Raw genomic sequence first — 26,956 nt, 5'->3', positions numbered from 1 at the left:
ATTAATTTAGATGCTGCTTTTTTGTGATATAAAGTGAGAGGTACTTTTTTATAAATATTTCGATTTTTTATTATAATGATAGTAGTAATTGCAACAATTTCACCTCCTAAATGATATTTATAAAGTGAATAGTTATTGTAGTTTTAAATGTATCTCTAATACTAAAAAAATGAAAACAAAAATTACTTTTATCTTTTTTCTTCTTTTTACGTTAACCTACTTTGCACAAACCAATCCTTGTGGTACTGTTGTTAATGATACGTTTATTGGAACAGGAGCTTTGCCTTCTGAATGGACAGAATACAATACATCTGGCAGTGTTACTGTTACGGATGGTAAGTTAAAGTTTGAGCATAGTAATCAAAAACCTGCTGCTTACAGAACTATTACTCCAATAACAAGTAATGCTAATTTTTCTTTTGAAGTAAATGCTTCTCGTAACTCTGTAAATTGTCAGATTCACTTGGTGTCTTCAACAGGAAAACACCTAACAACTATTTCAGTTGGTAAAGGGACAGCATCCATAAAAATTGCAACAGCAATGGAAAATGGAGTTCCAGGAGGTTTTGTAGAAGGAACACCACAAGTAACTTTAATTAAGGATACAGATTACAAGATTTCAACTAAAATAGATTTTACAACACAAAAAGTAAATTTTTATAATGATGGCGCATTGGTTTATGAAGGTGCTCCTTTCTTAGAAGCGGCAGAAGATATTGCCAAATTAGATATTCAATTATTGTATATGTATTCTAATACTGGACAATTCTATTTCGATAATATTACTTTTTTTACAAGTGAAGCTCATCAATTATTGTCAGAAGAAATAATTATAGCGAATGCTATGCTAGATACTGCTGTTATTGGTACCAACAGTAGAGAATATTCACAGAATGATTATGATGTTTTTAAAACAGCTATAAATACCGCAATTTCGGTAGAGCAAAACTGTTCTGCTAGTCAATCTGAAGTAAACCAAGCTCTTGAAAATTTAAAAGGTGCAATGGTAAATTTTAAAGCTTCTGCTGTTCCATTTGACGGAACAATAGATATTGATGCTTTAGACATTGAACAAAAAATTGTAATGATGGGTGGAGATATGGAGCGTAATGCTCCTGCCTTATTAGATGCTCCCGATCCACAAGAAATAGTAGACTGGTATTTTAAGGATATTCCATTAAATACTTTTAGAGTTAAATATGATAAAAAACAAGAAATGACTGAGGGTGTTGTTGATATGGATGGTACTTATGCAGAACAAGTTATGAGTATGAAACTGATACTTAAAACAAATCCTAATATTAAATTTTTTGCTACCATGAAATCAGATTATAATGGGTATAGCCAAGGAAACAGAAATAATTTACCAACATTTATTTATGATTATGATGTTACAGAAGGAGTTACTACAGGAACAAAATCATTTGATGGGGTTAAATATGGTCGTTTTTTAGCAGATTATATAGAGTATATGAGTGATAATGAAGTACCGATAAGCTATTTATCAACCTCTAAAGAATGGACACAAGTAATGACGGCAGCTAGAGCTAAAATGGCAATTGAATCTTTAATTAGTAATTTGGCTGCTAGAGGTATTGCTATGCCATTGATTGTAGATTCTGGTGCTTGGTCACTAAATCAAGGTATTCAAACAGTTAATACATATATTTCTAATAATGTAGATCAATATGCTTATGCCTATTCAGCACATAAATATGGAGGAAATAATACATGGTCTCAATATGGCAATGCCGTAAAAAAAACAGGAAAAATGTTTTTTAATGATGAAGCATCTCACGGTGCAGGTGGTCAAATTACAGAATGGGAGGTGCCAATAGCTGGTACTTTAGATAAGTATGCAGACAAATGTGATGGCTATGCAAGTGGTCTTAATGGTGAAATGCTTTTTGAAGTTTGGATGAAAAACACCAACTTTAATCAGTATTACTCAAGGCCAGTAGTTTTTACAGCAACAGAAAGTAGACGTATGAGATCTTATTTTATCTTTAAAAAATTTGCAGAAAATGCTGTTGATGCTAACTATGTAAATCAAGCACTTAATAAATTCGAAGATGTGTCTTCTATGGCTTTTGTTAAAGACAATAAAATGGCACTGTGGATTGTAAATTCTAGCGAATCAGATTATGCTGGTTTTTCAATAAACGTTAGTAATTTAGGGTTAAAAGAAGGAATGATTATTCAGCAAGTTTATTGGGACGATGCTACAGCAATTGAAGGAGCTGAGATTAATATTACCTCGAATGCAAATAACCAGTTTAAAGCAAATATAGCACCTCGTAGTATTAGTTGTTTTGTTATCGATATAAATTCAGAACTGTCTTTAGATAACCATCAAATTAGCAATGTAAATATTTATCCAAACCCTGTTGCAGATAAATTAATGATTTCAGACCCAAATGCTGTATTTAAACAGTATACAATTTACAATCTTAACGGACAGGTAATGAGTAGTAGTAAAATAAATACCAAAGAAAGTGAGGTTAATCTAGCTAATTTTTCAACAGGAATTTACCTTTTAAAATTAGATGGAGATCGTACTTCTGAAACACACAAAATTATTAAAAAGTAACATCCACTCTTATAGAATATTGGAGGCTGTCTATAAAGGTTTACATCTTGTCATACTGAACTTGTTTCAGTATCTCAACTTACTGGAGTTTAATCTTCATAAGAATCTGAAATAAATTAAGATTGACAAATATCTTCCTTTTTAGACAACTTCTTTTTTTGGAATAGAGAAAGAGATATTTTTATTAAAATTGAGAATACTTCCCTCTTTTAGCACTACTTGCAACATTTACATCTCTTAAAAGATAACTTTAAAACTAATAATTAAAATAACTTTGAAGATATAACCTCCAACTAATACTAAAAAATGAAAACAAAAATTACTTTTCTCTTTTTTCTGGTTTTTACACTTACTCAATTTGGGCAATCCAATACTTGTAACAGTGTTGTTAATGATATGTTTGATGAAGCCGGAGCTATACCTACAGAATGGACAGAGTACAATACTACTGGCAATGTAACTGTAGATTCGGGGCAATTAAAGTTTGATTTTAATGCAACACTACCAGCTGCCTATAGAACTTTTACAGCTGTTTCAGAAAATGTAATTTTCTCTTTTGATGTATCGGCAAGTAAAACCTATTCTCGTTGTCATGTAAATTTAATTTCTGCTACAGGTAAGTATTTGTCAACAATAGATGTTGGCGCTAAATCATCAAGTATAAAATTTGCAACTACCATGTCAGAAGGTGTTCCTAGTAGTTTTTCTGATGGTTCATCCAAAATAACTTTAATTAAAAATACTATTTATACACTTTCTGCCAGCGTAAACTTTACCACACAAACAGTAGATTATTATGCGGACGGTGCATTAATAATGTTAGATGTTCCGTTTTTAGAAACGGCTAATGATGTAACTAAAGTAGATATTCAATCATTATTTATGTATAACAATAATGGTAATTTCAATTTTGATAATATTACAGTTTCTATCAGTAATGAAGGCCGATTATTACTTTCAAATGCAGTAAGAAATTCGGAATCTATTCTTAATGCTGCCGTAATTGGTACTGAAGGAGGAGAATATGCTCAAAGTGATTATGATATATTTCAGACTGCTATAAACACAGCTGTTGAGGTAGAAAATAACTGTGCTGCTAATCAATCAGAATTAAGTAAGTCACTTGAAGATTTAAACACAGCACTTACAAATTTTGAAGCTTCTAGTGTTCCGTTTGTACAATCTGTTAGTATAAACGCATTAGATACCAAGCAAAAAGTATTAATGATGGGTGGAGATATGGTTCGTAATGCACATAACATTCAAGAAGCCCCAAATAAAGAAGAAATAGTAGATTGGTTAATTAAAGACATTCCTTTTAATACGTACAGAGTTAAGTATGATAAAACACAAGAATTGGTTGAAGGAAATAAAAAATTAGACAGCGTTTATGGCGATATGATTTTAACCATGAAAATGATGTTAAAAGTAAATCCAGAGCTTAAGTTTTTTGCTCACATGAGATCTGATTATCATGGTTACGGACAAGGGAATAAAAACAATTTACCAACTTTTATTTATGATTATGAATACGTTAGTGCTACAGATAGTTTTTTAGGAACAAAATATTTTGATGCCGTTAAATACGGACTCTTTTTAGCAGATTATGTAGCATATATGAGTGATAATGGAGTGCCTATAACTTATTTGGCAACTTCTAAAGAATGGTCTGTAGTAACCGCAGAAATTGCAAAAACTACTATAGAAACTTTAATTAGCACTTTAGCTGAAAGAGGTGTTGCTATGCCTTTGATAATAGACCCAGGCTCATGGTCTTTAAGTAAAGGAGTTAGTACCGTTAATGCTTATGTTGCTAAGGATGTTAATAAATATGTGTACGGTTATAGTAGCCATAATTATAACGGAGGAGATACTACAACATGGACCGATTTTGGTGATGCCGTAAAAAGTGCTGGGAAGCTTTCTTTTGATGATGAATCTTCCCATGGAGGTGGCGGACAAACCACAGAAGCAGAAGTGCCAATTACAAAAGTATTGTTTCAATATACAGATCGTGCTAATATGTATGCAGGCGGAATTCAAGGAGAATGTTTTTTTGATTTAAGTGTAAAAGCCAATAATTTTAATAAGTATTTTGCCAGACCAATTGTTTATACGGCGTCTCAAAACGGTAGACGAATGAGATCGTATTACATCATGAAAAAATTTGCAGAAAATGCAGTTGATGCAACGTATGTAAGTCAAACCCTTAATAATTTTGAAGATGTTGTTTCCATGGCATTTCTTAAAGATGATAAAATGGTGTTTTGGATAGTGAATTCCAGTGAAACTGCATATTCAGATTTTTCAATAAACATCAATAATTTGGGGTTGAAAGCAGGTATGAATATTCAACAAATTTATTGGGATGATACAGCATTAATTACAGGTAATGAAAATAGTATAGAAGCAAATTCAGACAATCAATTTAAAGCAAATATAGCACCGCTTAGTATTAGTTGTTTTATGATAGACCCAAAAGCGGCGTTATCTACAGAAAATCATCAGATTAGCAATGTAAATATATATCCAAATCCAGTTGCAGATAAATTAATGGTTTCAGATCCAGATGCTGTATTTAACCAATTTACAGTTTATAATATAAATGGACAGGTAATTAAAAGCGGTGAAATTTCATCAGAAAAAGTTGAAATAAATACCAGTAAACTTTCTAAAGGAATTTATTTTCTAAAATTAGAAGGCATAAAAACTTCTGAAACACATAAGATAATTAAAAAGTAACATCCATTCTTATAGAATATTGGAGGCTGTCTAAAAAGGTTTTAATCTTGTCATACTGAACTTACTGGAGTTCAATCTTCATAAGAATCTGAAATAAATTCAGATTGACAAATAACTTCCTTTTTAGACAACCTCTTTTTTTGAAATAGAGAAAGAGATATTTTTATTAAAATTGAGAATATTTCCCTCTTTTAGTACTACTTGCAACATTTGTGCCTCCCATGTGATAATTGTAAAGCTTAGATTTTAATTAATTTTGAAAATATAACTCACTAATATTCAAAATATGAAAGCAAAAATTACTTTTCTCTTTTTCCTTCTTTTTACACTAACTCATTTTGCGCAATCTAATACTTGTGATAGTGCAGTAAATGATACGTTTGATGGTACAGGAGCTTTACCAACCGAATGGACAGAATACAATACTTCTGGAGATGTAACTGTTGTTTCTGGAGAGTTAAAATTCAATCATAGTCAAACAATGCCTTCTGCGTATAGAACATTTTCAGTTATTTCAAACAATGTAACTTTTTCTTTTGATGTTTCTGCCTCTCGTTCTTATTCAAGTTGTCAGGTAACATTACTTTCATCTACTGGTAAGTATGTATCTACCATAGATATTGGTTCTAAGTCATCTAGTATAAAATATGCAACAAGCATTTCTGCAGGTGGTGTTCCTAGTGGTTTTACAGATGGAGCTTCAAAGGTTACTTTACAAACAAATACTATTTATGTAATTACTGCTAATATTAATTTTACTTCCAAAACAATAGATTACTATGCAAATGGTGTATTAATGGCGGCAGATGTAGCGTTTTTAGAAACTGCAACGAATGTATCTAAATTAGATATCCAGTCTTTGTTTATGTATAACAATAACGGTAATTTTAATTTTGATAATATTACTTTATCTACAACAGATGAAAACCGTTTATCCTTATCTAATGCAGTAATCAATGCTCAGAATTTATTAAATTCTGCCGTAATTGGTAGTGCTGGTGGAGAGTATTCACAAAATGATTATGATGTATTTTCAACGACTATAGAGGCAGCAGTTGTAATAGAAAATAATTGTGCTGCAAGTGAATCAGAAATAAACCAGGCAACCGCAGACTTACAAACAGCAATTTCAAATTTTGAAGCTTCTAGTAACCCGTTTGTGCAATCTGTAAGTATTAATGCACAAGATACCAAACAAGAAATTCTAATGATAGGTGCAGATATGGAACGTAATGCTGCTGCCTTACAAGATGCTCCAAATAAAGAAGAAATAGTAGATTGGCTAATAAAAGATATTCCGTTTAATACATTTAGAGTGAAGTATGATAAAACTCAAGAAATGACGGAAGGAAATGTAGATATGTTTGGTGCTTATGGAGAGCAAGTAAAAAGTATGAAAATGATTTTAGAAGTAAATCCTGAAATAAAGTTTTTTGCTACCATGAAATCAGATTATCATGGGTATAGCCAAGGAAACAGAAATAATTTACCAACATTTATTTATGATTATGATAATACAGGAGGTAATGAGTCTGGCTCAAAAGCGTATGATGGTGTTAAGTACGGAAGATTTTTAGCCGATTATGTAGAGTATATGAGCAATAATGGTGTGCCAATTACATATTTATCAACTTCTAAAGAGTGGACAGGTGTAATGACAGCTTCTAGAGCTAAAACAGCTATTGAAAGTTTAATAAGCAATTTAGCTGCTAGAAATATTGAGATGCCATTAATAATTGATTCTGGAGCATGGTCTTTAACAGGAGGTATTAAAACCATTAATACGTATGTTTCTAATAATGTAGACCAATATGTACATGCTTATTCTGCACATAAATATGGAGGAAATAATACTTGGGCTCAATATGGAAATGCTTTAAACGGTGTTGGCAAAATGGGAATTAACGATGAGAGTTCTCATGGTGGTGGTGGCCAAACTACAGAAGCAGAAGTGCCAATTACAAAAGCGCTTTCTTGGTATAAAGACAAGTGTAATAGTTATTCAGGTGGTATACAAGGAGAATTGTTTTTTGAAGTTTTTATGAAAAATAACAACCTTAATAAATACTATGCCAGACCAATTGTTTTTACATCGTCTATAGACGGAAGACGTATGAGATCGTATTATATCATGAAAAAATTTGCAGAAAGTGTACATGACGCTACGTATGTGAAGCAAACGCTTAATAACTTTGGTGATGTAAATTCTATGGCGTTTATTAAAGGCAATAAATTAACCTTGTGGCTAATTAATTCTAGTGAAACTGCTTATTCAGATTTTTCTATAAACATCAATAATTTCGGGTTGAAACAAGGCATGACTGTTAAACAAACAAATTGGCACGAAGCAGCAGTAATTACCGGTGATGAAAAAGATGTTGTTGCAAATGCAGATAATCAATTTAATGTAGATATTGCTCCATTAAGTCTTACTAGTTTTGAGATAGATTTAGACGCTGCATTGTCTACAGAAAATGTTATTGTTAACAGGTTAAATATATACCCAAATCCAGCTTCAGATAAATTAACAATTTCAGATCCAGATGCTTTGTTTAAGCAATACATTATTTATAATATGAATGGACAGGTAATGAGAAGTGGTAAAATGACAACGAATAAAGTTGATGTTACTTTACATAATTTATCAACAGGGATTTACCTATTAAAGTTAGACGGAGACACAACTTCTGAAACACATAAAATAATTAAAAAATAAATTCAAGTTTTTTTTTAAATATAGAGCACCTTTTTTAAGGTGCTTTTTTTGTAAAAACACAAATCGTAACCAATTCAATTGTATTGCCATTTTGCTATGTCTCAATCTTATTTTGGTTAGTTTGCAACATTTTCATCTCTAATTCGAGAATTATAAACTGAATACTTTTAATAATTTTGATGAAATCAATTAGCAACATTTTTTCTTCAATAAAAATAAAACGAAACAAAATGAAAAAACAAAATTACATTCTTCTTCTTCTTTGTCTAATAAATATACAATTTGCCTTTGGACAATATCCAAATCTAATAGAAAATATTCAATTTGAAGATAATATTGATGGGACTTGGACTTTAGGGCTTAACTCAGAATCAGAAGCAACTCTTGCAAGTATTGTAGAGCCTAACTGGCAAAATGTAGATATGCCTAGAGGGAAGGTTTCTGTATCTATTGCAAATGGAATGGAGTCCGTTTATATTACAAGTGACAATAAATTTGTATTACACGCAGGCGATATATGTACTGTTAGATATTACTGTAAATCAACAGTAGCCGGATCTGTATTAAAATCTGTATTACATCGTATAGATTCTCCTGAAGGGGAGGAAACTTCTATTGATATTAGTGAGATGGATTTAAAAACATCTTGGAAAAACGAGCAATTAAATGTTACAATTCAAGAGTCTGGTACTTATGAGCTTAGGTTAAATACGGGTGCAACGGTGGCAGATTATACCTATAATAATATCTCTCTTAAAGTAAAAGATTATGAGGCTGTTGGTGCCCCTAAAATAAATTCATTTTCTATTGCAATAGAACAACAAGGAGGAGAAGGAGAACAAGGAGTTAACCAAATTATAGGACGAGTAGATGCTTATGATGCTGAAGGTGATGATTTTACTTATGAGTATAATCTTATTTATGGAAAAGGAAGCATTACACCAATTGATGAGACTTCATTTATTTACAATAAAGATGGTTTTGGCGTTGTTTATATAAAAGTAACCGTTAAAGATGTCCATGGAAATATTAGAAGTAAAATTCAAGAATATATTGTACAAGGTTTTGAAATTAGCGAACTTTATTTTAATGAAGACGTTTGGGATTTAGTAATGGAAATAAATGGATACAGTAATCATGCTTCCTTTGATTTTCCGGAGAACAATCCAGAATTACCAAATGTATTATTAATGGGGAATTCAGTATCTATAGGATATACACCTTTTGTTAGAGAACAATTAGAAGGCGTAGCCAATGTGTACAGAATTCCTGATAATGGAGGAAGCACTTTAGATATGTTTGAAAACCAAGAACTTTGGTTAGGAGATACACATTGGGATGTAATACATTTTAACTGGGGTCTTCATGATTTAAAATACTTACTTAATAATAATCTTAATTTAAACGGAACGCAAGTTGTTCCGGTAGATGAGTATGCTGTTAATATGGATTCAATTGTAAAAATATTACAACCCACAGCAGATAACCTTATTTTTGCAACTACTTCTTATGTACCATCAGGAGCAGGTGGTAGAAAACGTGGTGATGAAGTAACATACAATACAGCTGCCTTATCTGTAATGGCTAATTACCCAGAAATTCTTATTGATGACCAGTTTACAACAACATTAAACAACTTATCTGAACAAAACACAAATGATGTGCATTTTAATTTAGCAGGTCGTGAACGTCAGGGAATACAGGCTGCAGAAAAAATTAAAGAAGCATTGGCAAGTTTATCAACTAAATCAATAACAAGTGATGCCTCTAATAATTTTTATTATGTAAAAACTAAAGAGGCATTATTGGTAAAAACTAAAACAGAAATTGCAGAATTATTGATTTATAATATCAATGGTAGCGTGGTTAAAACAATAAAAAGTCCAAACAATCAAATAAGTCTTTCTGGTTTGCCTCAAGGGATATTTATTATTGTTGCAACATCTGTTGAAGGGGATGCTATCACTCAAAAAATATTAAAATACTAGTATTTGTTTTTCAAAAAATTATAAGTAAGTAAAAAAAACAGGTTGTATAGCCTGTTTTTTTTTGATATTGATACTTGCTAAATATACAACCAGCTCATTTTTAGCAGGTTTATAGGCTTTTTGTAACGCTGTTTTTAATTATTTGCTACATTTTAATCTCTTATATGAGAATTATAAACAGAAAAGTTTTGATAGTTTTGATGAAATCAATTAACAATATTTTTCTATTGATGATAAATTGTTAGCAGCATTTTTTCTGTTTTTTAAGAAGTCGATAGAGAAGTAAAATAACATATTAACATTATAAAATGTAAACTTATGAAAACAAAAATTACTTTTTTTCTACTACTTTTTTCACTGACTTATTTTGCACAAACCGACCCTTGTGGAAGTATACTAAATGACACTTTTGATACAGCAGGCGCTTTACCAACTGAATGGACAGAATACAGTACCACAGGAAGCGTAACAGTTGCAAATGGTAAACTAAAATTTGAGCATAGTACAGCACTACCAGGAGCGTTTAGAACACTTACTCCAATAACAAATGATGCTACTTTTTCTTTTGAGGTAAATGCTTCTCGTAACTCGGTAAACGGTCAGGTGCATTTAGTTTCATCTACAGGTAAATACCTAACGGGTTTTTCAGTAGGTAAAGGTACAGCATCTATAAAAATTGCTACTACTTTAGAAGATGGTGTTCCTGGTGGTTTTGCAGAAGGAACTCCGGTAGTAACATTAAATAAGGATACAGATTACAATATTTCTGCTAAAATAGATTTTACTACAAAAAAAGTAAATCTTTATAATGGAGGTGAGTTAGTTTATGAGGATGCTCCTTTTTTAGACGAAGCTACAGACATCGCCAAAATAGATATTCAGATATTTTATATGTATAATAATAATGGACAATTCTATTTCGATAATATTTCTTTTTTAAACGCAGCAGAAAACCGTTTAAGCTTAATGAGTAATGTAGGTTCTGCCGAAACGCAAATTTCTTCTGTAAAGGTTGGTGATAAGTATGGTCAATATAGACAATCTGATATAGATACATTTCAGGCAGCAATAAACAATGCTAAAGTAGTACTTGAAAATTGTGCTGCTAACGTTGCAGCAATAGATCAGGCTATAGCAGATATAGAAGCTGCAAAAGTAGCTTTTGAAGCTGTAAAAGTAAATGATCCTGTTTTAAAAATGTATTCAGGTTATGGTTTTTCAGGCGAAGAACACCAAATTTATTGTGGGTATTATAATGGAGGGCTAGGAGTATACGAAGATTGGGCGGTATCTTTTAAATTAGAAAAAGGATATATGGCAACTTTTGCACAAGACGTTAATGGTTTAGGTGTTAGTAAAGTATATGTTGCACAAGATAATGATTTAGCTATTAATTTACCAGAAGCGCTACAGAAATCAATTTCATTTATACGTGTGAGCCCTTGGTTTCCAGTTGGTAAAAAAGGAAGTTTAGGAAATACAAAATGGACTACTGCAGATACCTATAATGTGACCTGGCATTATAACTGGACCTTAGCGGCATCTGATAAAAATTCAGGAACGCAATTTGTGCCAATGTCTTGGACTAAATCTAATAATAATGCCTATATAGAAAAGATGGAAGAGATTGGAAAAGATATGACCTTAAATCACCACATGGCATTTAATGAACCCGATAACTCAGATCAATCTAACTTAACGGTAGCACAAGCTTTAGAAGCCTATCCAAAACTATTGGCTTCTGGTCTTAGAATTGGTGCTCCAGGTGTAGAGAATATACAATATAGTGCAAATAACGATTCATTTAATGATGATGCTTGGATTAAAGAATTTATGGATTCTTGTGTAGTACGTGGTTATCGTGTAGATTTTATTCCAGCACATGATTATGTTCGTCGTTCAAAATCTACTTTTATAGAGCGATTTAAAGCGCTTCATGATAGATATAATCTTCCAATATGGGTAACAGAATACAACTATGGAAACCCAAATATGGGATCTGCAAATATTACCCAAGAAAAGGGGTATAATAATATAAAAAGCTTAACAGAAGCTCTAGAAGAGACAGACTTTATAGAGCGTTACAATTGGTATTATTTCTTCGGGCAAGCTACTGGTATAGGTGGTATGACGGATGGTCAACTAAATATTACAGGACAATTTTATAGAGATCTAGAATCTCCTGCACCTTCATACATTCAAGAAGTATATGAGCAAGGGGTAAACTTAGCAGTAAGCAATTTCGAGAAATCTAATGTTGGTCTTTATCCAAACCCAGTAACAGGTCGTTTATTAACTATTAAGTACACAGAACCTTCTTTATATACAAATGCAATTGTTACGATATATAATGTGTACGGTAAAGAAGTTTTAACCAAATCAAATGGAGCTAATCAAGTAGATGTTTCTCATTTAAGCAGTGGTGTTTATTTAGTTCAAATTGTATCTGGTGATATAAAAACGACTAAAAAAATTATCATTTCTAGTCAAAACTAAAACTTAATAAAATGAGAAATTTACTAAAGTTAATAGTCTTTTTATTCACTTTCTATGGATTTTCACAAACAAATCCATGTGGAACAATACTAAATGATACGTTTGATGAAGCAGGTGCATTACCAACCGAATGGACAGAATATAATACTACAGGTAGTGCAACTTTTGCTAGTGGTCCAACCGAATGGACAGAATATAATACTACAGGTAGTGCAACTTTTGCTAGTGGTAAGTTAAAATTTGAACATAGTACAGATCAGCCATCAGCATACAGAACTTTTAACGCTATTTCAAATAAAGTAACGCTTTCTTTTGATGTATCTGCCAGTCGTTCTTATGCAAGTTGTCAGGTAAATTTAATCTCGGAAACAGGGCAATATTTAGCTACGCTTGATGTTGGTTCTAAATCTGCAAGTATACAATATGCAACAACCATTTTAGAAGGTGTTCCTGGTGGTTTTACTAATGGATCTCCAGAGATAACTTTACAAACAAACACCTTTTATGCAATTAATGCAAACATCAATTTTACTACCAAAACAATAGATTATTATGTAGATGGTGTATTAATGGCGGCAGATGTTCCGTTTCTAGAACCAGCAAATAATATTGCTAAAGTAGATATTCAATCATTATTTATGTATAATGATAATGGACAATTCCAATTCGATAATATTTATTTTTTAAGTGTAGATGAAAACCGTTTAAACTTAATGAGTAGTGTTAGTGTATCAGAAACCTTGCTTTCTGCAGTTTCTATTGGAGTTAATTACGGGCAATATCCGCAAACAGCAGTAGCTACTTTTCAAACAGTATTAAATGAAGTAAAAACAGTACTTGCAAATTGTGAGGCGACTTCTGCAGCAGTAGATCAAGCTTTGGCAGATTTACAAGCAGCAAAAGTAGTTTTTGAGGCTACAAAAAAAGATGATCCTGTTCTTAAAATTTATTCAGAATATGATTTTTCTGGTGATATGCACGAAATATATTGTGGTTTCTACAACGGTACTTTAGCTGCATACGATAACTGGGCAGTTTCATTTACCTTAGATAAAGGATATATGGCAACTTTTGCAGAAGATGTAAACGGCACCGGTGTAAGTAAGGTATATGTAGCGGCAGACCACGATTTAAGAATTAATCTTCCTGCAGAATTACAAAAGAAAGCTTCATTTATTCGTGTTTCTCCTTGGAGAGATGTTCATAAAAAAGGACTTGCAGGTGGAGGTACTGATGTTGCTGTTGCTTTAAATAACTCTTGGTATTACAATTGGAGCAATACTGGTGAAAATTTAGGAGAAATTGAATTTGTACCCAACCAATGGTCTGGTGGTTCCATCTCAAAATCGGTTAGTTTAGGTGAAAGAATGGATATTTCGCATCATATGGCTTTTAACGAACCAGATAATGATGACCAATCTAATATGACAACAGATAAGGCTATAGAAAAATATGAGTTGTTGCTAGCATCTGGTTTACGTTTGGGCTCTCCTGCAAATACAGATGGAGCAAAAGGAGCTACTTGGCGTAATGAATTTATGGAGAAAGCAGAAGCAAAAGGTTTACGTGTAGATTATATAGTAGTACATTATTATAAAAAAACATCTCCAGCTAATTTTTACAATTGGCTAAAAGCAATTCATGACAAATGGCAACGTCCAGTTTGGATTAAAGAATTTAATTATGGCGCTCCATGGGTGTCTAATAAACCAGCAGACATTCAAGCTTCTAGTGATGGGTTAGAATCTTATATAAATATGTTAGATGATACTAGCTTTGTAGAGCGTTATTCTGTATTTACTTGGCAACCAGATAATGCAGAGCGTTTTACCTTTTTTACAGTACGTAGACCTATAGAATTAAATGTTTCTGGCATTATGTATAGAGACCATGTTTCACCTGTTGCGTATACCCAAGAAGTATATGAACAAGGTGTAAACTTAGCGGTAACAAGTTTTGAGAAATCTAATATTAGACTTTATCCAAACCCAATAACAGGTAAAGAGCTTACTATTAATTATGCAGCATCTTCAATAACAAACAATGTTGTTGTAAAAATATTTAATGTCTACGGAAAAGAGGTTTTTAAGAAAACAAATACTCCAAAGCAAATAGATGTTTCTAGTTTAAGTAATGGCGTTTATTTGGTTCAGATGATTTCTGGAGATAAAAAAATTAACAAAAAAATTATAATAACCAATCAATAATAAAACCTAACAAGATGAAAAATTTACTAAAATTTATAGTCATTTTATTTAGTTTCTATGGATTTGCACAAACAGATCCTTGTGGAAGTGTTATAAATGATACTTTTGATACTGCAGGTGCATTACCAACCGAATGGACAGAATACAATACTTCAGGAAGCGTTACAGTTGCTAATGGTAAACTAAAGTTTGAACATAGTACAACAATGCCATCTGCATACAGAACACTTACTCCTGTAACAAGTAATGCTGCTTTTTCTTTTGATGTAAATGCTTCGCGTAACTCTGTAAATGGGCAGGTTCATTTAGTTTCATCAACAGGTAAACATCTTACAAGTATATCAGTAGGTAAAGGTACGGCATCCATTAAAATTGCAACTGTAATGGAAAATGGAGTTCCAGGTGGTTTTGCAGATGGAACACCTGTAGTAACCTTAAATAAGGATACAGATTACAGTATTTCTGCTCAAATTAATTTTACAACTAAAAAAGTAAATCTTTATAATAAAGGAGAATTGGTTTATGAAGGAGCTCCTTTTTTAGAAGAAGCAGAAGACATTGCTAAAATAGATATTCAATTATTGTATATGTATGCAAACAATGGGCAATTCTATTTCGATAATATTGCCATACTTAATGCCAGTGAAAACCGCATACTTTTACAAGGAACTGTAGGTGCTGCAGAAACTTTAATTTCTACTGCAGTTGTAGGTGAAAAGTATAATCAATACTCTCAATCTGGGGTAGATGCTTTTCAAACAGCAATAACCAACGCTAATATAGCACTTGCAAACTGTGAAGCTACTTCTGCAACATTAGATGCTGCTTTGGCAGATTTACAAGCAGCAGAAGTTGCTTTTGAAGCAACTAGAGTAAATGATCCTGTACTTAAAATTTATTCTGAATATGATTTTTCTGGTACAGAGCATCAAATGTATTGTGGTTATTATAATGGTACTTTAGGAGATTACGACAATTGGGCGGTTTCTTTTACATTAGATAAAGGCTATATGGTAACTTTTGCTGAAGATGTAAATGGTACTGGAGTAAGTAAAGTATATGTTGCTCAAGACAATAATTTAAGAATTAATCTTCCGGCAGTATTACAAAAAACGGCTTCTTTTATTCGTGTTTCTCCATGGAAAGATGTACTTAAAAAAGGAATGGGCGCTAAAGGAGATGCTGTTGTTGCAGCATTAAATACTTCTTGGCATTACAACTGGGGTAATGATGGTGAAGCAATTGGAGATGCAGAGTTTGTACCAAACCAATGGGGCGGAGGCTCTATTGATAAACCTATAAGCCTTGGGAAAAGAATGGATATTTCACATCACATGGCTTTTAACGAGCCAGATAATGATGATCAATCTAATATGACTACTGATAAAGCTATTGAAAAATATGAGCTTTTATTAGCTTCTGGTTTACGTTTAGGTTCTCCTGCAAATACAGATGGTGCAAGAGGAGAAACTTGGCGAAATGAGTTTATGACCAAGGCGGAAGCAGCAGGGTTACGTGTAGATTATATGGTGGTTCATTATTATAAAAAAACAACACCAGCCAATTTTTACAATTGGTTAAAAAAGATTTATGATAAATGGCAACGTCCAATTTGGATTAAAGAATTTAATTATGGTGCAACTTGGGTTTCTAATAAGCCAACTACAAACCAAGCAGCTAGCGATGGTTTAGAATCGTATCTTAATAAATTAGATGAAACAGATTTTATAGAGCGTTACGCAGTATTTACTTGGCAACCAGATAGCGAAGTATACTCATTAATGTCAGTAAGATATCCTGTAACATTAAGTATTTCTGGAGAAATGTATAGAGACCATGTTTCGCCTGTAGCATACACACAGGAAGTGTATGAGCAAGGTGCAAATTTAGCGGTAGGAGATGCTGAGGTTGATGCTAAAGTTTTAGTATACCCAACAATTGTAGATAACGGAATCTTAAACATAAAGTATTCAGAAGAGTTTGCTCAAAATAATGTAGCATTAACTTTTTACAATACCATGGGGCAGCAAGTTAAAAAAGTTACTGGTTTAAAGTCTAGAATAAATGTGAGTGAATTGTCTAATGGATTATATATTATTAAGATAAAATCTGATTTAGGAACAAGTACAAAGAAAATTATTATTCAATAAAACCTAAAATAAATAGCTAAAAAGTTTCAGAAAAGCTATTAAGATATAGTCTAAAAAGAGGCGAAATTAACGACTAAAAATGTTATTAATTTTGCCTCTTTTGTTTTGAAAATATACCTTTTAAAAGGTCAGAATAAAATTCTAGTAACTTTTTGTAATCATAAATTAGAAGTGTTTACTATTTGTTTAAACCTTAAGTGAATTAGACAAAAGTGTCTTGTAACCTCTTGTAATCACTACAATTTACCAAAATGCAACATTTGTAGTTATTTGATGCAACAATAGTCTCCAACATTAGAATCTAATATTTTTATATTTGAATTTAGTTCTAGAAATAACCACTCTAGAAAACTTGAATATAAAACTAGCAAAATGAAACGATCGCTTATAGGTGAAATCATACCCCTTATTTTTTTGATAAGTGTCTTTTCCTGTAAAAAAGTAGACCAAAAAATTACTATTCAGTCGTTGTTAAATGAAATGGTAAGTAGAGAGCATATTGCTCAGTTTCCAGAAACTAATTTTAGATTAAAACAAGAAAGTAGTTATAATAGAGCTTCTGTAAATCCTACAGATTCTGTTGGATGGTTCAACAATAAAGATCATAATAACAATAACAAAGACCATAATTTTATTCGTGTTGAAGAAATAAACGGACAAAAAGAATGGGTACTAATGGATCACAAAGGTGCTGGCGCAATAGTGCGTACTTGGATGCCTTTTAAAAATGCTCAAAAACCAAGCACAAACAGTATTATTAAATTTTATTTAGACGGTTCAGACACTCCAGCCTTAGAAGGAAATATGTTAGATTTATTAAACGGAGACGGATTAATTCCTTTTCCGTTAGCGCATAAATCATTGCGTTCTGCAGTTTCTTTTTTCCCAATTCCGTATGCAAAGAGTTGTAAAATTACAGTTACAGAACGTCCTTTTTTCTATCAATTTACCTACAGAGAATACCCTGCTGAAACAGCTATAAAAACGTTTACATTAGAAGATTATCAACAAGCAAAATCAGCAATAGAAGAAGTTGCAACAACACTTTTGCAATCAGAAAATAAAAATGAGTTTGAAAACGCTACAGATTTTCATCAACTAAAACCAAATGAAGAAAAAGTTTTTGAGCTTCAAAAAGGAACAGCTGCTATAAAAAACCTTGCTTTAAAATTAAAAAGTTATCAAGATTCTACAGTTACACGTGGGGTTGTTATCAAAATAAATTTTGATGGAAAAGAAACAGTTTGGTCGCCAATTGGCGATTTTTTCGGAACAGGAGTTGGTTTACATCCTTTTAAAGGTTGGTACAGAACAGTAGCAGAAGATGGTACGTTGTCTAGTAGATGGGTAATGCCCTATCAAAAAGAAGCAAAAATTACCATTCTTAATTTGGGTACAACAGCTATCGATTTTAAGCTAAAAACCAAAGTAGAAACTTGGCAATGGGATGAGAACTCTATGTATTTCCATGCAGGTTTTCGTCAGCAATATCCTGTAGCAACACGTCCTTTTTCAGATTGGAATTACATCACCATAAAAGGTAGAGGAGTTTATGTAGGAGATGCACTTACGGTAATGAATCCGGTTAAAAAATGGTGGGGAGAAGGAGATGAAAAAATTTATGTAGATGGAGAAAAGTTTCCATCTATTTTTGGTACCGGAACCGAAGATTATTATGCGTATTCATGGGGAGGAATCAGTACAGATTTCTATGAACATCCATTTCATGCACAACCTCGTAGCAATGTGTACAACAAGTTCAACAGAAAAACTACCAACGAAAGAAACACTCAAGGCTATAGCACAGAAACAAGAACGAGAGCTTTAGACGGAATGCCTTTTAGTAGTTCTTTAAAACTAGATATGGAAGTGTGGAGTTGGGCAGATTGCGATATGCAATACACATTGGGAATGTATTGGTATGGAGATGCAAATTCTACAGCCAACGTAAAACCTGTGCCAGAACAAGTTTTAATATTACCAAGTTGGTAATCTTTAATAATGCTTAAAAACGAATTTTATATAAATAAATTTTAGAATGAAAAATAGGGTAAAGTTTCTATTGATAATTGCAATTGCTGCCGTTTCTTTTACAAGTTGTAAAACCGTAAAAGAAAATAAAACGGCTTCTATAACTGAAAATAAGGAAGTAGCAAAAAAGCCGAATATCATTTATATTTTAGCTGATGATTTGGGTTATGCAGATATCGGACCTTACGGTCAGACTAAAATTAAAACACCAAATTTAGATAAAATGGCGGCTGAGGGAATGATTTTTACTAATCATTACTCGGGTTCTACAGTGTGCATGCCATCTCGAGCAAGTTTGTTAACGGGTTATGATCAAGGACATGCAACAGTAAGAGGAAATCCAGTTTGGACCAATAGTGGGGAACCTGTCAATTTAAAAAGACATGAAAAAACAGTTGCCAACGAGCTTAAAAAAGTAGGGTATAAAACGGCTATTTTAGGTAAATGGGGTTTATCCGAAGGAAATACCAATGGTAATTTTCCATCAGAACATGGGTTCGATTATTTCTTAGGATACAAAAAACATGCACAAGCGCATCATTATTATGCAGACACGCTTTATTTGAATAATGATCCTTATGTTTTGGAAGGAAACAAGCCTTTATTAAAACAAGGAAAATATACACACGATATATTTGCAAACGAAGCACTAAGTTATATTGAAAGAGAAAAAGACAATCCGTTTTTTCTTTATATGGCATTAACATTACCACATTTAGAAATTACAGTTCCAGAAGATTCTAAAAAACAATATCTAGACTTAGGATGGCCAAAACGTAAAATGAATACAACAGGGCATTACAAAAATGACCCCGAAGGAAATACTAGTTATGCAGGTATGGTTTCTCGAATGGATAGAGATATTGGACGATTATTAGACAAGTTAAAAGAATTAGGAATTGATGATAATACCATTGTTTTCTTTTCTAGTGATAATGGCCCAGAATTTGAAAAAAGAGACAAATTTTTTAACAGTAATGGAGATTTAAGAGGTGGTAAACGCGAGTTGTATGAAGGCGGAATTAGAGTTCCTTTAATTGCGAGATATCCTGGTAAAGTTGCTCCATCAACTAAAAGTGAACACATTTCTGCTTTTTGGGATTTCTTACCAACAGTTTGCGATATTGCAGGTGTTACACCAGAAAATAAAGACATCAACGGGATTTCTTTTGCACCAGAATTGTTAGGGAAAAGAAAAGATCAAAAAGAACACGAATATTTATATTGGGAGTTTAACGAGCGTCAAGGACCAATTCAAGCTATCAGACAAGGAGATTGGAAATTAGTTTGGTTGTTAGAAAAAGAACCAGAATTATACAATTTGTCAACAGACCTTGGCGAACAGAATAATCTGGCAAAACAAGAACCAGAGAAGTTAAAGGAAATGCTTTCAATATTAAAAAATGTAAGAACAGAAAATGCAGAGTTTCCTTTAGAAACAAGAGCATTAGCAATTAAAAAAAGAGAAAATAAAAAATAAAATTATAGATAAAATGAGTAAATATAGCTATCAATTATTAGTAGTTTCGATATTAATTTTTTCCGCTTGTAGTTCTTCTAAAGTAAAAAAAGAAGAAGGAAATGTAGTTGCTAAAAAGCCTAATATCATTTACATTTTGGCAGATGATTTAGGGTATGGAGATGTAAAAAGTTTTAATCCAGAAAGTAAAATACCAACGGTTCACTTAGATGATATGGCGTCTAACGGTGTAATGTTTACAGATGCGCATACTTCTTCTGCGGTTTGTACACCAACTAGATACGGTATTTTAACAGGGCGTTATAATTGGAGAAGTCGCTTAAAAAGTAGCGTAATTGGTGGGTATTCAAAATCGTTAATAACGCCAAATCGTGTTACTGTTGCAGATATGTTAAAAACACAAGGTTATACTACTGCATTTATTGGTAAATGGCACATGGGTTGGGATTGGGCTTTTAATAGCGAAGTAAAAGATAATATAAATAATTTGCATACAATTCAGGATGTAAATTATACAGCACCCATTACAAATGGGCCATCTACACATGGTTTTGATTATTCCTTCGGATTTTGTGGTTCTTTAGACATGCCTCCTTATGTGTATGTAGAAAATGACATGCCAACAATGGTGCCTACAAAAATGACTGTTAATAAAGATGCAAAAGGAACTTGGAGAAGAGGGCCAACGTCAGATGATTTTGTACACGAAACAGTTTTACAAGATTTAACAGATAGAGCAATTACGTATATTGATGAAAAAGCGAAAGGTGAGGAACCTTTCTTTTTATATCTGCCTTTACCAGCACCCCATACACCTATTTTACCTCCAGCAGAATTTGTTGGAAAAAGTAATACCAACTTGTATGGAGATTTTGTAATGCAAGTAGATGATGTAGTAGGTCAAATTAGAAAAAAATTAAAAGATTTAGGGATTTCAGAAAATACATTGTTGGTTTTTACCAGTGATAATGGCTGTTCTCCAAAAGCAAATTTTAAAGAATTAGAAGCATTTGATCACGATCCTAGTTATGTGTTTAGAGGAATGAAATCTGATATTTATGAAGGCGGACATCGCGTACCTTTTATTGTTGAATGGCCAAATCAAGCTTCAAAAAATAGTAGTACAGATAAAACAATTGGTACTACAGACTTTTTTGCAACCTGTGCAGAAATTGCGGGTTATAAAATGAAAGATTCGGAAGGAGAAGATAGTTACAGTATGTTGTCTCTTTTAGAAGGAAAAAACGAAAATGAAATAAGAGAATATATTGTGTACCATTCTATAGACGGAGATTTTTCGATAAAACATGGCGATTGGAAATTATGTACAACACCAGGTTCTGGTGGATGGAGCTATCCGAGAGCAAACGATATAAAAAAGCAGCAATTAGATTTACCAGCAATGCAGTTGTTTAATCTTAAAAATGATATCGGAGAAACTACAAACTTAATTGCTAGCAATCCGGAAAAAGCTGCTGAGTTAAAAGCTGCGCTTAAAAAATTAATTTTAGACGGTAGAAGTACCAACGGAGCAATCCAAACCAATGAAGGAATGGAAGGCTGGAAACAAATTGAAAAGATAATTAACTAAATAGAATCATGAAAAAAATAAGCTGTTTAATTTTTTTATTATCACTAATAAGTAATATTTCTATTGCTCAAAACCCAATTTTACATAAAAATGATACAGGTTTTATTTATGCTGCAGATCCTGCTGCTGAAGTTTTTAATGACAAAGTATATGTGTATACTTCTAGAGATGTAGAGGGAGCAGTTGGTTATAGTACTATGCAAGATTATGCCGTTTTAGAATCATCAGATTTAAAAATATGGATTAATCACGGTGTTGTATTGAAACCACGTGAATATAGTTGGGCTCATGGGCAAATGAATGCGCCAGATGTTGCTTATAAAAACGGCTGGTATTATTTTTATTTCCCATACAACAAAACGGATATTGGTGTTGCAAAAAGCCGCACTCCAATAGGTCCTTGGGAAGAAGCGGTGTCGGATAAAATTACAACCATTTTCGATCCTACTGTTTTTGTAGATGATGATGGACAAGCTTATATTTATGGAAATGACGGTAAAGTTAATATTGGCGAACCTGGAAGACATATTATGGGCGCAAAGCTAAAAGATAATATGATTGAATTAGATGGACCTTGGGTGCAACTGAGTAAAGAACCTGTAAATGAAGCGGTGCATGTTTTTAAAAGAAATGATACCTATTATTTTCATGCTAGAGTTGGTAAGGTTACAAAGTATTGGATGGCAGATTCGCCATTACCACAATTTGCTACTTTAAAAGGAGAATTAGCACCAGATGCACCTAATGCACCAAATCATGCATCGGTTATTGAGTTTAAAAATGAATGGTATTTCTTTTATCACCGAGGTGATGTAAATGAAGGTTCTTATCATAGAAGGTCTACTTGTTTCGATAAAATGACTTTTAGAGAAGATGGCACTATTGAACCAATCATTTATACTTTAGAAAAGAAATAAAGAAATTATAAGAAAAACGAATCAACTATGAAAAAAATGAATAACCTAAAATATATGAATAAAGATATTCTGTACGTCTGTCTAAGCTTTTGTTTTTTGTTGCTTTTAAGTAATTGTGATAAAAAAGTAGAAGAAGCATCATCACTTAAATTGTGGTATAATCAACCTGCAGATGCAACGGTTAAAGATTTTACCAAACCAACAAAAGATGATCCAGAATGGTTAAAATCACTTCCTTTAGGAAATGGATCTTTAGGAGCTATGGTTTTTGGAGGCGTCAATAAAGAACGTATTCAGTTAAATGAAGAAAGCATGTGGTCTGGTAGTGTAGATGATAATGACAACCCAGAAGCATTGCCTGCACAAGCAGAAATTCGCAGATTCTTGTTTGAAGGAAAATATAAAGAAGCTACGGAGTTAACTAAAAAAACACAGATTGCTAAAGGAGCAGGTTCTGGTTTTGGTAAAGGTGCCAATGTACCTTTTGGTAGTTTTCAAACGTTGGGGGATTTATGGATTGATTTTGATTCACAAAGCGAGTATCAAAATTATCATAGAGAATTAGATTTAGAAAACGCAACGGTTAATGTGAGCTATACACAAGATGGTGTAGAGTACAAAAGAGAAATATTTGTAAGTCACCCAGATCAAGTAATGGCAATTAAATTTACAGCGAATAAACCTGGTAAAATTTCTTTTACAAGTTCATTAACTAGACCAGAAAGATATCAAGTATCTTCTAAAGCTGATCAATTAATCATGCAAGGAGCACTTTCTGATGGTAAAGATGGAGATGGTTTAAAATACATGGCGCGCTTATCAGCTTCTAATAAAAATGGAGAAGTAAACTATAGCGATTCAACTTTAGTAGTTAAAAATGCAGATGAGGTAACTTTATATTTAACGGCATCAACAGACTATGTTTTAGAATATCCAACGTACAAAGGAAGAGATTTTGAAAACTTAACAGAAACGTATTTACAGAAAGGAAAAGACTTAGCGTATAATGAGCTTTTAAATCGTCATGTAAAAGATTATCAAAAATATTATAGTAGAGTAGATTTAAAATTAACAACAGCGTTAGATACAATTCCTACAGATGTAAGGGTTCAGAATTTTAAACAAAAACAATCAGATTTACATTTAGTAGAATTGATGTTTCAATACGGTAGATACTTATTAATTTCATCTTCTAGACCAGGATCTTTACCTGCTAATTTACAAGGAATTTGGGGAAACAAAGTACAATTACCTTGGAACGGAGATTACCATACAGATGTTAATGTACAGATGAATTATTGGTTGGCAGAAACGGCCAATTTAGGAGAAATGCATTTACCTCTTTTCGATTTAATGAGTTCTATACAAAAACCAGGTGGAAAAACAGCTAAAGTACATTATGATGCAAGAGGTTGGGTAGTGCATCCTATAACCAATGTTTGGGGTTATACTTCTCCAGGAGAAAAATCTAGTTGGGGAATGCACGTTGGTGGTGGTGCTTGGTTAGCAACGCATATTATGGAGCATTATTACTTTACGTTAGATAAAGAATTCTTGAAAAAAGAATTCCCAGTTCTTAAAGGTTCTACGCAGTTTTATATGGATTGGTTAATACCGAATCCTAAAAATGGAGAATTGGTTTCCGGACCTTCAGTGTCTCCAGAAAACACCTTTTTTGCACCAGATGGTAGTGAAACACAAATTTGTATGGGACCTGCACATGACCAACAAGTTATTTGGCAATTGTTTAAAAATTATATTGATGCAGCTACTGCTTTAGGTGAAAATGATGAATTTTTACAACAAGTAAAAAGCGCACAAAAACAACTGACTGGACCAAAAATTGGTTCTGATGGTAGATTGATGGAATGGGACGAAGAGTTTAAAGAAAAAGAACCAGGACACAGACATATTTCTCACCTTTTTGCTTTGCATCCAGGATATCAAATTGATGTGAATAACACTCCAGAATTGGCTAAAGCAGCTAGAAAATCGTTAGATTTTAGAATTCAACATGGTGGTGGTCATACAGGTTGGAGTTCGGCTTGGTTAATCAACCAATATGCACGATTAGGAGACGGAGAAAATAGTGAGGTTAGTTTACATAAACTGATGTCAAAAAATATCAGTCCAAATTTATTTGGCTTACACCCACCTTTTCAAATTGATGCTAATTTTGGAGCAACTGCCGGAATCGCAGAAATGCTAATGCAAAGTCAATCTGGTGTAATTAATTTATTACCTGCAATTCCTAAAAGTTGGGCAAGTGGATCCGTAAAAGGATTGTCTGCAAGAGGAGGATTTGATGTAGATATTTCATGGGAATCAGGAAAGTTAACCGCAGTAAAAATACTTTCTAAAGCAGGTGGAATTTGTAAAGTTCTGTACAAAGATCAAGTTGTTGAAATTGAAACAGAAGCGAATCAAGTGTATCAACCAAAATTTTAAAAAAAGATGAAAAATAGCTATGGTCCCTTTAAATTAATAGTATTACTAGTTGTTATTTTCTTTTCTTGTGATAAAAAACAAGAGCAAAAAAGTAAACCGAATATCATTCTTATTTATGCAGATGATTTAGGGATTGGAATGTTAGGTCATGAAGGGCAAAAAATTATAAAAACGCCTAACATAGATCAATTAGCAACTGAAGGAATGCGTTTTAAAAATTCGTATTCTAGCATGCTTTGTGCACCTTCTAGAGCTTCTTTAATTAGCGGTAAAACAGATACACACGCAACAGCTTTTGAAATTTCTAAAGGAGGAATTTATAAAAAAGCGGGACAAGAAAATTTCTCACCAGAAGAAATTGAAGCTAAAATTAATAAGATTCTAACACCTATTCCAGAAGAAGATTTATTTTTAGGAGAAGTTGCTCAAAAAGCAGGCTATGTTACAGCGCAATACGGAAAATTAGAATGGGGATTTGCAGCTACACATCAGCAAATGAACCGACATGGATGGGATCATTATTTTGGTTATTTAGACCATGTAAGAGCACACGGATTTTATCCTCCTTATTTATTCGGAAATCAAGGCCTGATAAAAATTACAGGTAATACGCTATTAAACTGTGCAAAATCTATAGAACCAGAAACTCCAGAAGCGTATAAAGAGCGATGGGATATGACAGGTAAAAAAACCTACTCGCAAGATATTTTTATGGATAGTATTACCACATTTATTAGAAAAAATAAAGACAAACCATTTTTCTTGTATTTCCCTACACAATTACCACACGGACCAGTTTCTATACCTAAAGTTCATGACGATTATATAAACGACAGTAGATTAACTCAGATAGAAAAAGAGTATGCTTCTATGGTGAAGTTATTGGATGATAATGTCGGTGAAATTATGGAAGAGCTGAAAAAAAATGGATTAGACGACAATACCATCGTAATTTTTTCTGCGGATAACGGACATGAAATTTATTATGCAAAAGAAGGACGAATAGATAAAAAATACACCAATAGATATACAAAACAGCGTTTTGATGATTATGATAGAAAATATTATAGTGAATTAGCAGGTGATGTTTTTGACGGAAATGGAGGAAGAGCGGGGATTAAGCGAAGTAATTTACAAGGCGGTATTAATGTTCCGTTAATTGTAAGATGGCCTAATAAAATAGCAGCAAAAAGTGTCAGTAAACGCTTGGTTGCGGGTTATGATATTTTACCAACGGTTGCAGAAATTACTGGTTTTTCTAAAGAATTAAAAGTAGATGGAGTTTCTTTTTATGATGAATTATTAGGAAAAAAATCTAAAGCTGAACATGATTATGTAGTGTTTTCTTCCTTTATAGGACCAACGTTAATTACAAATGATGGATGGAAAATTAGATATTATTATAATAAAAAAGCCTTTAATTTATATTATTTACCAGAAGATTTTAAAGAAGAAAATGATCTATCAATAGAACATCCAGAAAAATATAATTCATTAAAAAAAATGCTTTTAGAAGCTTGTGATGGTGATTACAACAATGGTTTTTTTAAATGGGCAAAAATTATAAACATTAAGGAGTAATAAACTAAAAAAATAAAAA

At 32.5% G+C, this 26,956-nt stretch carries 13 protein-coding genes; all 13 read left to right on the top strand.

Annotated elements, in window-relative coordinates:
* Positions 1-169: 169 nt before the first annotated feature.
* A complete protein-coding gene (locus GQS57_RS04080; protein WP_165731316.1) occupies positions 170-2,590 on the top strand; it encodes a T9SS type A sorting domain-containing protein in 2,421 nt (806 codons plus the stop codon).
* Positions 2,591-2,896: 306 nt separating this feature from the next.
* Positions 2,897-5,332, top strand: coding sequence for a T9SS type A sorting domain-containing protein (locus GQS57_RS04075; protein ID WP_165731315.1), 2,436 nt, complete (start codon positions 2,897-2,899; stop codon positions 5,330-5,332).
* 286 nt (positions 5,333-5,618) lie between these two features.
* Positions 5,619-8,048 carry a T9SS type A sorting domain-containing protein gene (locus GQS57_RS04070; RefSeq protein ID WP_165731314.1) on the top strand — a complete coding sequence of 810 codons (2,430 nt, stop codon included), beginning with the start codon at positions 5,619-5,621 and terminating at the stop codon, positions 8,046-8,048.
* 230 nt (positions 8,049-8,278) lie between these two features.
* On the top strand, positions 8,279-10,036 hold the full coding sequence (locus tag GQS57_RS04065; protein WP_165731313.1) for a T9SS type A sorting domain-containing protein: 1,758 nt from the start codon (positions 8,279-8,281) through the stop codon (positions 10,034-10,036).
* 318 nt (positions 10,037-10,354) lie between these two features.
* Entirely contained in the window at positions 10,355-12,532 is a 2,178-nt protein-coding gene (locus GQS57_RS04060; RefSeq protein ID WP_165731312.1) for a glycosyl hydrolase, read from the top strand.
* An 11-nt stretch (positions 12,533-12,543) separates the two neighbouring features.
* A complete protein-coding gene (locus GQS57_RS04055) occupies positions 12,544-14,739 on the top strand; it encodes a glycosyl hydrolase (RefSeq protein ID WP_165731311.1) in 2,196 nt (731 codons plus the stop codon).
* 14 nt (positions 14,740-14,753) lie between these two features.
* On the top strand, positions 14,754-16,889 hold the full coding sequence (locus GQS57_RS04050; protein WP_165731310.1) for a glycosyl hydrolase: 2,136 nt from the start codon (positions 14,754-14,756) through the stop codon (positions 16,887-16,889).
* A 372-nt stretch (positions 16,890-17,261) separates the two neighbouring features.
* A complete protein-coding gene (locus tag GQS57_RS04045; protein WP_205860205.1) occupies positions 17,262-18,881 on the top strand; it encodes a glycoside hydrolase family 172 protein in 1,620 nt (539 codons plus the stop codon).
* A gap of 46 nt (positions 18,882-18,927) precedes the next feature.
* Positions 18,928-20,400 carry an arylsulfatase gene (locus tag GQS57_RS04040; RefSeq protein ID WP_165731309.1) on the top strand — a complete coding sequence of 491 codons (1,473 nt, stop codon included), beginning with the start codon at positions 18,928-18,930 and terminating at the stop codon, positions 20,398-20,400.
* A gap of 13 nt (positions 20,401-20,413) precedes the next feature.
* Positions 20,414-21,991: an arylsulfatase gene (locus GQS57_RS04035; protein ID WP_205860204.1), complete on the top strand. Its 1,578-nt coding sequence runs from the start codon at positions 20,414-20,416 to the stop codon at positions 21,989-21,991.
* A gap of 8 nt (positions 21,992-21,999) precedes the next feature.
* Positions 22,000-22,908: a family 43 glycosylhydrolase gene (locus GQS57_RS04030; protein WP_165731308.1), complete on the top strand. Its 909-nt coding sequence runs from the start codon at positions 22,000-22,002 to the stop codon at positions 22,906-22,908.
* Between the two features lie 27 nt (positions 22,909-22,935).
* Positions 22,936-25,356, top strand: a complete 2,421-nt coding sequence (locus tag GQS57_RS04025; protein WP_205860203.1) for a glycoside hydrolase N-terminal domain-containing protein — start codon at positions 22,936-22,938, stop codon at positions 25,354-25,356.
* 6 nt (positions 25,357-25,362) lie between these two features.
* Positions 25,363-26,937, top strand: coding sequence for an arylsulfatase (locus GQS57_RS04020; protein ID WP_165731307.1), 1,575 nt, complete (start codon positions 25,363-25,365; stop codon positions 26,935-26,937).
* Positions 26,938-26,956 lie beyond the last annotated feature (19 nt).

Origin of the sequence: Polaribacter sp. 20A6 (genome assembly GCF_011378915.1) — a bacterium.
Taxonomy (GTDB): domain Bacteria; phylum Bacteroidota; class Bacteroidia; order Flavobacteriales; family Flavobacteriaceae; genus Polaribacter; species Polaribacter sejongensis.
The sequence above is the reverse complement of the archived record's forward strand: the minus strand, read 5'-3'. Positions and strand labels throughout refer to the sequence as shown.